This is a genomic window from Geodermatophilus sp. SYSU D00696 (assembly GCF_054050235.1).
The window spans coordinates 22380-35302 of record NZ_JBJGYY010000044.1 but is presented as its reverse complement, the minus strand read 5'-3'; the positions used below and the strand labels follow the sequence as shown (position 1 = coordinate 35302).

Annotated in this window: 12 protein-coding genes; all 12 read left to right on the top strand. The window is 76.5% G+C overall.

Annotated features, from left to right (window positions below):
• Window positions 1-137 precede the first annotated feature (137 nt).
• The 12 genes from ACI79O_RS21040 (at window position 138) to gcvP (ending at window position 12854) form a co-directional block, all read left to right on the top strand.
• The gene (locus ACI79O_RS21040; protein ID WP_456893462.1) at window positions 138-1016 is read left to right on the top strand and encodes a PP2C family protein-serine/threonine phosphatase; all 879 of its coding nucleotides are present in this window, start codon (window positions 138-140) and stop codon (window positions 1014-1016) included.
• Window positions 1017-1070: 54 nt separating this feature from the next.
• A complete protein-coding gene (locus ACI79O_RS21035) occupies window positions 1071-3209 on the top strand; it encodes an elongation factor G-like protein EF-G2 (RefSeq protein WP_456915109.1) in 2139 nt (712 codons plus the stop codon).
• Between the two features lie 172 nt (window positions 3210-3381).
• A complete protein-coding gene (locus ACI79O_RS21030) occupies window positions 3382-4077 on the top strand; it encodes a CDP-alcohol phosphatidyltransferase family protein (protein ID WP_456893460.1) in 696 nt (231 codons plus the stop codon).
• The gene (locus tag ACI79O_RS21025) at window positions 4074-4994 is read left to right on the top strand and encodes a DUF881 domain-containing protein (protein ID WP_456915108.1); all 921 of its coding nucleotides are present in this window, start codon (window positions 4074-4076) and stop codon (window positions 4992-4994) included. The genes ACI79O_RS21030 and ACI79O_RS21025 overlap by 4 nt, the downstream gene beginning before the upstream one ends.
• A 2-nt stretch (window positions 4995-4996) precedes the next feature.
• Window positions 4997-5329 (top strand): small basic family protein, encoded by a 333-nt coding sequence (locus ACI79O_RS21020; RefSeq protein WP_387988172.1) that lies wholly within the window; start codon window positions 4997-4999, stop codon window positions 5327-5329.
• Window positions 5326-6210: a DUF881 domain-containing protein gene (locus tag ACI79O_RS21015; protein ID WP_456893456.1), complete on the top strand. Its 885-nt coding sequence runs from the start codon at window positions 5326-5328 to the stop codon at window positions 6208-6210. The genes ACI79O_RS21020 and ACI79O_RS21015 overlap by 4 nt, the downstream gene beginning before the upstream one ends.
• 53 nt (window positions 6211-6263) lie before the next feature.
• Window positions 6264-6668: a glycine cleavage system protein GcvH gene (gene gcvH, locus ACI79O_RS21010; RefSeq protein WP_456893454.1), complete on the top strand. Its 405-nt coding sequence runs from the start codon at window positions 6264-6266 to the stop codon at window positions 6666-6668.
• Between the two features lie 262 nt (window positions 6669-6930).
• The gene (gene odhI / locus ACI79O_RS21005; RefSeq protein ID WP_456893452.1) at window positions 6931-7449 is read left to right on the top strand and encodes an oxoglutarate dehydrogenase inhibitor Odhl; all 519 of its coding nucleotides are present in this window, start codon (window positions 6931-6933) and stop codon (window positions 7447-7449) included.
• Between the two features lie 17 nt (window positions 7450-7466).
• The gene (ftsR, locus tag ACI79O_RS21000; RefSeq protein WP_456915107.1) at window positions 7467-8246 is read left to right on the top strand and encodes a transcriptional regulator FtsR; all 780 of its coding nucleotides are present in this window, start codon (window positions 7467-7469) and stop codon (window positions 8244-8246) included.
• Window positions 8247-8336: 90 nt separating this feature from the next.
• Window positions 8337-8819 (top strand): bifunctional nuclease family protein, encoded by a 483-nt coding sequence (locus ACI79O_RS20995; protein WP_456873219.1) that lies wholly within the window; start codon window positions 8337-8339, stop codon window positions 8817-8819.
• A gap of 257 nt (window positions 8820-9076) precedes the next feature.
• The gene (locus ACI79O_RS20990; RefSeq protein WP_456873220.1) at window positions 9077-9652 is read left to right on the top strand and encodes a MerR family transcriptional regulator; all 576 of its coding nucleotides are present in this window, start codon (window positions 9077-9079) and stop codon (window positions 9650-9652) included.
• A 199-nt stretch (window positions 9653-9851) separates the two neighbouring features.
• Window positions 9852-12854, top strand: coding sequence for an aminomethyl-transferring glycine dehydrogenase (gene gcvP, locus ACI79O_RS20985; RefSeq protein ID WP_456915106.1), 3003 nt, complete (start codon window positions 9852-9854; stop codon window positions 12852-12854).
• Window positions 12855-12923: the final 69 nt, after the last annotated feature.

Genomic DNA, 12923 nt, shown 5'->3' with positions numbered 1-12923 from the left:
CCCCCCCCCCCCCCCCCCCCCCCCCCCCCCACTCCCCCCCCCCCGCCCCGCCCCCCCCCGCCCGGGGCGCCCCCCCCGGGCCCCCCCCCCCCCCCGTCCGCGTCCGCCGGGGCGCCCGGTGGGCCACAGTGGGCGCCGTGACCGCGCCCTCCGTCCCGCTGCCGTGGTTCCCGACGGCGGAGGCGCCGGGCGGCCGGCCCGGACCGCCCCGCACCGGCGGGCCGCCGGCGGGCCTCGTCCTCGACCCGGCCGCGGCCTCCCTCGCCGGCCCGCGCGGGGAGGTGCAGGACGCCGGGTACGCCGGGCCCACGGCGCTCGTCGTCGCCGACGGCGTGGGCGGCGGGGCCGGCGGCGCCACCGCGGCGCGGCTCGCGGTCGCCGAGGTGAGCCGGCGCGCCACCCGCGCGCGCGCCACCGGCGACGACGCCCTGCCCGACGCCGGCCTGACCGCCGCGGTCGCCGCCGCCGACGCCGCCGTCCGCGCGGCCGCGGCCGCCGACCCCGCGCTCACCGGCATGGCCACCACCTGCGTCGCGGCCGTGCTCACCGGCGACGGCCGCCTCGTCGTCGCCTCCGTCGGCGACAGCCGCGCCCACGTCCTGCGCGCCGGCGTCCTCACCCGGCTGACCACCGACCACACCCTCGTGGCGGCCCTCGTCGCCTCCGGGGAGCTGACCGCCGAGCAGGCTGCCGCCTCGCCGATGCGGTCGGTCCTGCTGCGGGCCCTGGGCGGCGCGCAGGACCCCGGGCCCGCCGACCTGCTCGCCGTCCGCGCCGAGCCCGGCGACCGCCTGCTGCTGTGCTCCGACGGCCTGTCGGGCGTCGTCCCGCCGGACACGCTGCGGCGGGTGCTGGCCGCCGAGCGCCGTCCCGCCGCCGCCGCGTCCCGGCTCGTGCTCGCCGCGCTGGCCGCGGGCAGCCGCGACGACGTCACCGTCGCCGTCGCCGACGTGACCCCCGACGGCTGGGCGGGCAGCACCGCGCCGCTGCTCGTGGGGGCGGCCGCCATCGACTGAGCGCGGGGGCTTGCCGGGCGGCGGGCGCGCGGGCAGGGTTGTGAGGCAGACCACATCCGTGACGACCCCGGGAGGTCCCCGTGCCCGAACCCGCCCAGGACGGCCACCGGGCAGGAGCCCGCCGTGGGTAAGGAGGTCACCCCGGCGCCCGCCCCGCGCGAGGCCGCCCGGGTGCGCAACGTGGCGCTGGTCGGCCGCTCCGGCGCCGGCAAGACGACCCTCGCCGAGGCCCTGCTGGCCGCCACCGGCGCGATCCCGCGCGCCGGCCGCATCGAGGACGGCACCACCTGCCTCGACGGCGACGAGGTCGAGGTCCGCCAGCAGCGCTCGGTCACCCTCGGCGTGGCCACCGTCGAGCACGAGGGCACCCGGATCACCCTGCTCGACACCCCCGGCAGTCCCGACTTCGTCGGCGAGCTGCGCGCCGGACTGCGCGCCGCCGACGCCGCGCTGTTCGTCGTCTCGGCGGTCGGCGGCGTCGACGCGGCCACCGTGCAGCTGTGGGAGGAGTGCGCCGCGGTCGGCATGCCGCGCGCCGTCGTCGTCACCCAGCTCGACCGGCCGCGGGCCGACGTCGAGGAGACCGTCCGGCTGTGCCAGACGGTGCTCGGCGCCGGCGTCTACCCGGTGCACCTCGTCGACCGCGGCCCGGACGGCGCGGTGCAGGGGGTGGTCAACCTGCTCGAGCCCGGCGCGCAGGCCCCCGACGCCGACCGGCTCCGCAGCGAGCTGATCGAGGGGATCATCGGCGAGAGCGAGGACGAGGCGCTCATGGAGCGCTACCTGGCCGGCGACGAGCTGGTCCAGGGCGACCTGATGAGCGACCTGGAGACCGCGGTCGCCCGCGGCCACTTCCACCCCGTGCTCTGCGCCGCCCCGCTGCAGGACATCGGCCTCGACGCGTTGCTCTACCTGGTCGTCAACGGCTTCCCGTGCCCGATGGAGCACGGCTGCCCGCCGGTGTCCCGCCCCGACGGCTCGAAGGCCCCGCCGCTGTCCTGCGACCCCGACGGGCCGCTGGTCGCCGAGGTCGTCAAGACCACCACCGACCCCTACCTGGGCCGGGTGTCCCTGCTGCGGGTGTTCTCCGGCACCCTCACCCCGGACACCGCCGTGCACGTCTCCGGGCACGGCGGCGCCGACCGCGGTCACCCCGACCACGACGTCGACGAGCGGGTCGGCGCCATCTCCTCCCCGCTGGGGTCGGCGCTGCGCCCGGTCGCGGCCTGCCCGGCCGGCGACGTGTGCGCGGTGACCCGGCTGGCCTCCGCAGAGACGGGGGACACGCTGTCCTCGCCCGGCGACCCGCGGCTGGTCCCGCCCTGGGACCTGCCGGTGCCCCAGCACCCGGTCGCCGTCGAGGCGGCCTCCCGTGCCGACGAGGACCGGCTGGGCCCGGCGCTGGCCCGGCTGGCCGCCGAGGACCCGACCCTGCGCGTCGAGCGCTCCCGCGACACCGGCCAGCTGCTGCTGTGGTGCGTGGGGGAGGCGCACGGCGAGGTGCTGCTCGAGCGGCTGCGCACCCGCCACGGCGTCGCGGTGACCACCGTGCCGGTGCGGGTGCCGATGGTGGAGACCCTGGCCGGGCCCGCGAAGGCCACCGGCCGGCTGGTCAAGCAGTCCGGCGGGCACGGGCAGTACGCCGTCGTCGTCGTGGAGGCCGAGCCCGGGCCGCCCGGGTCGGGCATCACCTTCGAGCAGCGGGTCGTCGGCGGGGCGGTGCCCAGTCAGTACCACGGCAGCGTGGAGAAGGGCATCCGTGCGCAGGCGGCCAAGGGGGTGCACGACGACCGGCCGCTGGTCGACGTCGCGTTCGTGCTCGTCGACGGCAAGGCGCACTCGGTGGACTCCTCCGACGCCGCCTTCCAGTCCGCCGGCGCGCTGGCCGTGCGGGAGCTGGCGGCCGCGGCGGGCACCAAGGTGCTCGAGCCGTGGTGCGAGGTGGACGTCGTCGTCCCCGGCGAGCACGTCGGTGCGGTGATGAGCGACCTGTCCTCCCGGCGCGCCCGGGTCACCGGCAGCGACGCCGACCCCGAGCGCGACCGCACGACCGTCCGCGCCGAGGTGCCCGAGATGGAGCTGCTCGGCTACGCCGGGGCGCTGCGCTCGGTCAGCCACGGCACCGGCTCGTTCAGCCGCCGCCCGCTGGGCCACGAGCCGGCGCCCGCGTCGCTGGTCGCCGTCCCGGCCTAGCGCCCGGCCGGGAGCGGCTCCGCGGCAGGGGCTCGCCGCGAGGCGGCGAGCGGAGAGGACGGTGACGTGCTGGAGCGGCCCCGCTGCCCCCCGCCACGAGCGGGCGAGTGGCGGGGGGCAGCGGGGTCCTTCGACTAGCCTCGGGCTCGGTGTGCACCGGGGTGGAGGAGCAGTGACGTCGTCGCAGGGGCCGTCGGCCGCCGTCCCGGCGTCGGCGGGTCCGCCCGTGCCGGAGACGCCCCCGGTGGCCGACCGCAACGAGCTGCCCGACCGGGTGTGGACCCTGCCCAACGTCCTGTCGGTGCTGCGGCTGCTCGGCGTGCCGCTGTTCCTGTACCTGCTGCTGGGCCCGGAGGCCGACGGGTGGGCCGTCGTCGTGCTCATGGTCTCCGGCGTCACCGACTGGGCCGACGGCAAGCTCGCCCGCCTGCTGGGCCAGTCCAGCCGCCTGGGCGCGCTGCTCGACCCCGCCGCCGACCGGCTCTACATCGTCGCCACGCTGGTGGCCTTCGTCCTGCGCGACGTCGTCCCGCTGTGGGTGGTCGTGGTGCTGGTCGGCCGCGAGGTCGTGCTCGGCGTCATGCTCCTGGTGCTGCGCCGGCACGGCTACCCGCCGCTGCAGGTCCACTACCTGGGCAAGGCGGCCACCTTCATCCTGCTCTACGCCTTCCCGCTGCTGCTGCTGGCCGACGGCGGCGGCGCCTGGGCGTGGGTGCAGCCGGTCGCGTGGGCGCTGACCATCTGGGGCGGTGTCCTCTACGTGCTCGCCGGGGTGTTCTACGTCGTGCAGGTGCTCGGGCTGGTGCGCGCCGACCGGGCCGGCCCGGTCCCGGCCGCGGCGGGCGCGGAGACCCGTCCCGCGCCGTGACCGTCGCCCGGCGCGGCGGCGGCCCGCGCTCGATGGGCGCCTCGCTGCTCGACCAGGTGCTGGCCGAGACCCTCGACCCGGCCTACGCCCGCGCCGCGCAGGCCCGCCGGGACCGGGAGGCCGCCGGTGAGCCCGCCGGCCCGGCCCGGCGCCGCCGCGCGGGCGCCCTCGCCGTCGCCGCCACCATGGCCGGCGCCGGCCTGCTGGCGGCGGTGACCTACGACCAGGCCGCGTCCGGCGCCGAGGGCCGGGAGCAGGTCCGCGCCGAGCTGGTGGAGGACATCGAGGCGCAGTCGGCCACCACCGGCGACCTGACCGCCGAGCTCGAGCAGCTGCGCGACCGGGTCACCGACGCGCGGGCGGACGCGCTGGCCGCCAGCGCCGTCGGGCAGCGCGCCATCGACGACCTCGACGCCGCCGAGCTGGCCGCCGGGCTGGTGGCCGTCAGCGGCCCGGGGCTGGTGGTCACCCTCGCCAACGCCGAGCCCGATGCCGACGCCGATCCCGTGGGCGGCTCGGCGGAGGCGGACGCCCGCGGCCGCGTGCAGGACGGCGACCTGCAGCTGGTGGTCAACGCGCTGTGGGCCTCCGGGGCCGAGGCGGTCAGCATCAACGGCCAGCGGCTGGGCCCGACCACCGCGATCCGCTTCGCCGGTGAGGCGGTCCTCGTCGACTTCCGCCCGGTGACCAACCCCTATCTCGTCAGCGCGATCGGCGACCCGGACGACCTCCGGGCGCGGTTCCTGGCCAGCCCCGAGGTCGGCGCGCTCGCCGCCATCTCCGAGGTCTACGGCCTGCGCTTCGAGTTCGCCCAGGAGGACGAGCTGTCCGTGCCCGCCGGGGGGACCCCCGAACTGCGATCCGCCACGCCCGCCACCGGCGAACCGGCCGGGGCACCCGGCGGGACGGGGGACTGACCGTGATCCCCGTCATCGGCCTGGCCGTCGGCATCGCGCTCGGCCTCGTCCTCGACCCCACCGTGCCGCTGTGGCTGCAGCCCTACCTGCCGATCGCGGTGGTCGCCGCCCTCGACGCGGTGTTCGGTGGTGCCCGCGCCCGCCTCGACGGGATCTTCGACGCCAAGGTGTTCGTCATCTCGTTCGTGTCGAACGTCGTCGTCGCCGGGCTGATCGTCTTCCTCGGCGACCAGCTCGGCGTGGGCGCGCAGCTGTCCACGGCCGTGGTCGTCGTGCTCGGCATCCGCATCTTCGGCAACGCCGCGGCCATCCGCCGGCACCTGTTCCGGGCATGAGCGACACCCCGCGTCCGGACGACGCGCCCGACGTCCCCGACGCGCCCGACGTGCCGGACACCCCGGACGCCGTCGGCACCCCGGAGGTCACGGACGGTCCTGCCGACGGGCCCGCCGAGGAGCCCTCCGCGGAGGACCCCGGGCCCGCCGGTGCCGCGCCGGCCGGCCTGCCCGCCGACGGCGGCCGGCCCCGGCGGCGCCAGTCGCTGGTCGCGGCCTCGCTGATCGCCGTGCTGACCGTCCTGCTCGGGTTCGCGATCGCCGTCCAGGTGCGCAGCACCGGCACCGGCGAGGCCCTCGCCGGCGCCCGGGAGGAGGAGCTGGTCGCCATCCTCGACGAGCTCGACGGCCAGGAGGAGCGGCTGCGGGCGCAGATCGCCGACCAGCGCGGCGCGCTGCGCGACCTGTCCGACACCGACAGCCGTTCGGCCGCCGCGCTCGAGGACGCCCGCTCCCGCGCCGAGGCGCTCGCCGTCCTCAACGGCACCGTCGCCGCCGAGGGCCCGGGTCTGGTGGTCACCGTCCGCGACCCGGAGGGCCGGGTGCGGGTGGCCGACCTGCTCGACGCCATCCAGGAGCTGCGCGGCGCCGGCGCGGAGACGATGCAGATCGACGGTGTCCGGGTGGGCGTCTCCACCGCCGTCACCGGCAGTCCGGGCGACCTGCGCGTCGACGGCCGGCCGGTGAGCGCCCCCTACGAGATCGTGGTCATCGGCTCCGCGGCCGACCTGCGGACGGCGATGAGCATCCCCGGCGGCGTGGTCGACCGGGTCGGCCGGCAGGGCGGCAGCGTGGACATCGAGCAGCGCGACCGGGTCGTCGTCGACGCGTTGCGGCCCCTCGACGAGCCTCAATACGCTCAGCCCGACCCCGGCGACTGACCCGCGGCCCCGCGGCGCCGGTACCACCCCACCCCGATCGGAGACGACGCCGCATGACCACGCCCGACGACCGCCGCTACACCGACCAGCACGAGTGGGCGCTGGTGCAGGGGAGCGGAGGTGCGGGGACCGTCGTCCGGGTCGGCATCACCGACCACGCGCAGGACGCCCTGGGCGACATCGTGTTCGTCCAGCTGCCCGCGGTGGGGGAGGAGGTGGGCCCCGGCAACCCCATCGGTGAGGTGGAGTCGACCAAGTCGGTCTCCGACGTCTACTCCCCGGTGGAGGGCACCGTCACGGCGGTCAACGAGGCCCTCACCGACGCCCCCGAGACCGTGAACGCCGATCCCTACGGGGAGGGCTGGCTGGTCGAGATCACCGTGCCCGGCGACGGCGGCGACCCCACCGCCGACCTGCTCGACGCGGCCGCCTACCAGGCGCTGGTCGACGCGTCCTGACCGCCCCCACCGCCCTCGGCCGCCCCGGGACGATCACTAGACTGCCCCGCGGGAACGGCCCCCGCCGGGCCCGTGGGACAGGTGTGGCGTCGCCCCCGACGCCCGGTTGACCCTCGACACGACCGCTGGTTCCATGACCAACGGCCCGCCGTGCGCCGCACGGCAGCCGACCACGACGGCACCGACCGGGCCGTCGTCCGCCGGCCGCCCGCGGCAGCCACTCGCGTCGCGGCGGTGCCCCCTGCACCGGAGGAGAACAGACGTGCACTGCACTCGTTGTGGCCACGACAACCCCGAGGGCAGTCGCTTCTGTGCGCAGTGCGGCGCCGCCCTCTCCCAGGAGCGCGTCGGCGAGTCGACCAGCGTGATCCCGAAGGTCGGCGGCGAGGACACCGGCGACGTCCCCGAGGTCGTCGAGCCCGGCGCCGACGCCCACGCCGGGGCCGTGGAGTCCCTGCCCGCCGGGTCGGCGCTGCTGGTGGTCAAGCGCGGCCCGAACGCCGGCAGCCGGTTCCTGCTCGACCAGGACGTCACCACCGCCGGCCGGCACCCCGACAGCGACATCTTCCTCGACGACGTGACCGTCAGCCGCCGGCACGTGGAGTTCCACCGCGAGGGCGGCGGCTTCTCGGTGCACGACGTCGGCAGCCTCAACGGCACCTACGTCAACCGCGAGCCGGTCGACGTCGCCACCCTCGCCGGCGGTGACGAGGTGCAGATCGGCAAGTTCCGTCTCGTCTACCTGACCGGCCCGCGCACCGGCGAGCACTCCGCCCGCTGACGTGGTCCGCTGATCCGGTGTCCGGAGCGCCCGCCGGCGCGTCCGGGGACGGCGCCGCGGACGCGCGGACCCCGCGCCTGACGATCGGGGCGGTGCTCACCGCCCTGCGCGACGACTTCCCCGACGTGACCATCAGCAAGATCCGGTTCCTCGAGAGCGAGGGGCTGGTCTCCCCGCAGCGGACGCCGTCGGGGTACCGGAAGTTCTCCCGGGCCGACGTCGACCGGCTGCGCTACGTGCTCACCGCGCAGCGGGACCACTACCTGCCGCTGCGGGTGATCAAGGAGCACCTCGACGCGCTGGACCGGGGGCAGCCGGTGCCCGGCGCGGGTGGGACCGCGGTCCCGCCCGCGCCGGCGGCCCCGGCGCCGGTCGCCCCGGCTGCCGGCGCCGGGGGCGCCACCGACGCCACCGAGGCTCCGGACGCCGGCTCCCTGGACGCCGCCGAGTTCGCCCGGGCGGCCGGCCTCGAGCAGGGGCAGCTGGCCGACTGCGTGCAGTTCGGCCTGCTGCTCCCCGACGCCGACGGGCGGCACCCGGCCGGTGACCTGCCGATCGCGCGGGCCGCCGCGGGCCTGGCCCGGCACGGCATCGAACCGCGCCACTTGCGGGTGTTCCGCACCGGCGCCGAGCGGGAGGCCGCGCTGGTCGAGCAGCTCGTCGCGCCGGTGCTGCGCTCGCGCGCCGAGGACGCCCGGGCCCGCGCCACCGAGAAGCTGACCGAGCTCTCGGCCCTCTCCGCGCAGCTGCACCGCGCCCTCCTGGAAGCACGACTCCGGGACGTCCTGGGTCCCTGAGTCGGGCGTACGGTGGACTGGCCGCCGGAGGGCCCGCCGTTCGCGCCGCACCGGTGTCCACCCGTACCGCCGCAGCTGAGGAGCAACACGGTGCAGGAACTCAGAGTCGTCGGGGTCCGGGTCGAGCTGCCCGGCAACCAGCCGATCCTGCTGCTGAAGGAGACGGAGGGGGAGCGGTACCTCCCCATCTGGATCGGTGCGGTGGAGGCCGCCGCGATCGCCTTCGAGCAGCAGGGGGTGCGGCCGGCCCGGCCGATGACCCACGACCTGCTGCGCGAGGTCGTGCGCGCCCTCGGCGCCACGCTGGAGGCGGTCAACATCACGGAGATGCGCGACGGCATCTACATCGCCGAGCTCGTCTTCGGCGACGACCGGGTGGTCAGCGCCCGCCCGTCGGACGCGGTGGCCCTCGCTGTCCGCACCGGGGCGCCGATCTTCGGCGCCGAGGAGCTGCTCGACGAGGTGGGGATCGAGATCCCCGACGAGCAGGAGGACGAGGTCGAGAAGTTCCGCGAGTTCCTCGACCAGATCTCGCCGGAGGACTTCGGCGCGGGTTCGGGGTCCGGCGGCTGACCGTGACGGGACGGGTGGGGTCCCACCCGCCCCGTTCGTCACACGCGTCCCGTCCTGCGCACACCGACTGGAGTCCGGCGCCGCTCCTGCCGATACCACCCGGTCGGGGTGAGTGCTGCGACACGCCGCCCGCGTCAGTTGACCGCCCTGTGGGCCCGGCTTACGGTCGCGGACAACACCGGTGTGATCCGTGGGGAAGCGGATCGGACCGGGACGGCCGCCGCGACCGCGACGGCACGCGAAGGAGGACCGCTGACGTGAGCGACCAGAGCGAGGGCTCCCAGGGTCAGCTCTTCAGCGACGCCGCCGTGGGGGCCACGGACTACGACGAGGTCGACACCGACCTCGTCGGGTACCGCGGCCCGACGGCGTGTGCCGCCGCCGGGATCACCTACCGCCAGCTGGACTACTGGGCCCGTACCGGCCTGGTCGCCCCCTCGGTCCGCAGTGCGACCGGTTCGGGGACCCAGCGGCTGTACTCGTTCCGCGACATCCTGGTGCTGAAGGTGGTCAAGCGGCTGCTCGACACCGGTGTGTCGCTGCAGAACATCCGCAAGGCCGTCGACCACCTGCGCAACCGCGGGATCAAGGACCTCGCCAACGTCACGCTGTTCTCCGACGGGGCGACGGTCTACGAGTGCACGTCGGCCGAGGAGGTCGTCGACCTGCTCGCCGGCGGCCAGGGCGTCTTCGGCATCGCCGTCTCCGGCGCGCTGCGCGAGCTCTCCGGTGAGCTCGCCGAGCTCCCCGCCGAGCGGCTCGACGGCGCCCCGCTGCACGCCGCCGACGACGAGCTGGCGATGCGCCGCCGTCGCCGCGCGCAGACCGCGTAGCCCTCGGCGGCCCTCGGCGGCGCTGTCCGACGATCAGGTGACCTGGTCGTCGGGCGTCCTCCCTCACGGTGGGACGTGCGGGAGGACGCCGCACGATCAGGGAGGCTGATCGTCGATCGACGCTGATCGCCCCCGTCGCTGGTCGCCGTCGCTGGTCGCCGCCGCGGGTGTGCCGCACCCCGCTGGTAGCGTCGTGGCAATGGCGGACGCTGCTGCTGGCCCCCTCCCGTCACTCCGTGCGCTGAGCCCCGCGGGCTCGTTCGCGGCCCGGCACATCGGCCCGCGCGCCGACGAGACCGCCGCGATGCTCGAGGCGGTCGGGTACGACTCGTTGCAGTCACTGGTCGACGCGACCGTGCCCGAGGCGGTGCGTGACCGCGACGCGCTGAGCCTGCCCCCGGCCGCCGACGAGGCCGCCGTCCTCGCCGAGCTGCGCGAGCGGGCCGCCGCCAACGAGGTCTTCACCCCGATGATCGGCCTGGGCTACTCCGGCACGGTCACCCCGGCGGCCATCCAGCGCAACATCCTCGAGAACCCCGCCTGGTACACCGCCTACACGCCCTACCAGCCCGAGATCAGCCAGGGCCGGCTCGAGGCGCTGCTGAACTTCCAGACGATGGTCGCCGACCTCACCGGCCTGCCCGTCGCCGGCGCCTCGATGCTCGACGAGGCCACCGCCGCGGCCGAGGCGATGACCCTCGTGCGCCGGGCCGGTCGCGCGAAGCCCGGCGCGGTGTTCGTCGTCGACGCCGACACGCTGCCGCAGACCCTCGCGGTGCTGCGCACCCGCGCCGAGCCCCTCGGGATCCCCCTGCACGTCGCCGACCTCTCCGCCGGCTGGCCGGCCGACCTGCCCGAGGCCGGCGCGTTCGGCGTCCTGCTGTCCTACCCCGGGGCCAGCGGCGCGGTCCGCGACCACCGGGCGCTGGCCGAGGCCGCGCACGCCGCCGGGGCGTCGGTGGTCGTCGCCGCCGACGTCCTCGCGCTCACCCTGCTCGAGGCGCCGGGGGAGTGGGGCGCCGACGTCGCCTGCGGCAGCACCCAGCGCTTCGGCGTCCCGCTGGGCTACGGCGGCCCGCACGCCGGCTACCTGTCGGTCCGCGAGGGGCTGGCCCGCCAGCTGCCCGGCCGGCTGGTCGGGGTGTCGGTGGACGCCGACGGCGACGTCGCCTACCGGCTGGCGCTGCAGACCCGCGAGCAGCACATCCGCCGCGAGAAGGCGACCAGCAACATCTGCACCGCCCAGGTGCTGCTCGCGGTCATGGCCGGCGCCTACGCCGTCTACCACGGCCCCGAGGGACTGACCGCGATCGCCGCCCGGGTGCACCGCAGCGCCCTGGCGCTGGCCGGGTGGCTGCGCGCCGGCGGCATCGAGGTCGTGCACGGGGAGTTCTTCGACACCGTGCAGGCCCGCGTGCCCGGCCGGGCCGACGCCGTCGTCGCGGCCGCCGCGGCGCGGCGGGTCAACCTGCGCCGGGTCGACGCCGACACCGTCGCCGTCGCCTGCGACGAGACGACGACGCCGGCGGTGCTGCGGCTGGTCGCCGAGGCCTTCGGGGTCGACAGCGACGACGCCGCCCTGGAGGCCGCCCTCGACGACGACGGCCCGGACGCGCTGCCCGACGCGCTGCGCCGCCGCACCCCGTTCCTGACCCACCCGGTCTTCTCCGCGCACCGCTCGGAGACGGCGCTGATGCGCTACCTGCGGTCCCTGTCGGACAAGGACCTCGCGCTCGACCGCACGATGATCCCGCTGGGCTCGTGCACGATGAAGCTCAACAGCGCCGTGGAGATGGCCGCCATCACCTGGCCGGAGTTCGCCGGGGTGCACCCGTTCGCCCCGGCCGAGCAGACCCGCGGCTACCGGCAGCTGATCGACGAGCTGTGCACCTGGCTGGCCGAGATCACCGGCTACGCCGCGGTGAGCGTGCAGCCCAACGCCGGCTCGCAGGGCGAGTTCGCCGGGCTGCTGGCCATCCGCGGCTACCACGCCTCCCGCGGTGAGTCGCACCGCGACGTCTGCCTGATCCCGTCGTCCGCGCACGGCACCAACGCCGCGAGCGCGGTCATGGCCGGGATGCGGGTGGTCGTGGTGGCCTGCGACGAGGCGGGCAACGTCGACGTCGCCGACCTGCGGGCGAAGATCGACCAGCACGCCGAGCGGCTGGCCGCGATCATGATCACCTACCCGTCGACGCACGGGGTGTTCGAGACCGACATCCGCGACATCTGCGCGGCGGTGCACGACGCCGGCGGCCAGGTGTACGTCGACGGCGCCAACCTCAACGCGATGGTGGGGCTGGCCCGGCCGGGGCGCTTCGGCTCCGACGTCAGCCACCTCAACCTCCACAAGACCTTCTGCATCCCGCACGGCGGCGGCGGGCCCGGCGTCGGCCCGATCGGCGTCCGCGAGCACCTGGTGCCCTTCCTCCCCGGGCACCCGCTGGCCGACACCGGCGGGCAGGGCCCGGCGGTGTCCGGGGCCCCGTTCGGCTCGGCCGGGATCCTGCCGATCTCCTGGGCCTACCTGCGGCTGATGGGCCCCGACGGGCTGCAGCGGGCCACCGAGCACGCGGTGCTGGGCGCGAACTACCTGGCCGCGCGGCTGCGCGAGCACTTCCCGGTGCTCTACACCGGCGCCGGCGGGCTGGTCGCCCACGAGTGCATCCTCGACATCCGGCCGCTGACCCGGGCCACCGGCATCACCAACGACGACATCGCCAAGCGGCTGGTCGACTTCGGCTTCCACGCGCCGACGATGAGCTTCCCGGTGGCCGGCACGCTGATGGTCGAGCCCACCGAGAGCGAGGACAAGGACGAGCTCGACCGGTTCGTCGAGGCGATGGTCGCCATCCGCGACGAGATCGCGAAGGTCGAGGCGGGGGAGTACGACCGCGAGGACAACCCGCTGCGCAACGCCCCGCACACGCTGAAGATGCTCGCCGGCGAGTGGGCGCGGCCCTACCCGCGGTCGGCGGCGGTCTTCCCGGTGCCGCGGCTGGCCTCTCGGGGCTACCTGGCGCCGGTGCGGCGGATCGACCAGGCCTTCGGCGACCGGAACCTGGTCTGCTCGTGCCCGTCGCCGGAGGCCTTCGCCGAGCCCGCGCCCGCGCACGCGCCGCGGACGCACGTCCCCGACCGCGGGGAGGGCGCCCCCGACGACCTCGGCACCACCGCCGACGTGGTGGGGGCTCCGGCCTGAGCCGAGGGGGCCGCGTTGGGGACCCCGTTACGACCTCCGGAGGGTGACCGGGGCCGTGGCGCGGGTGGA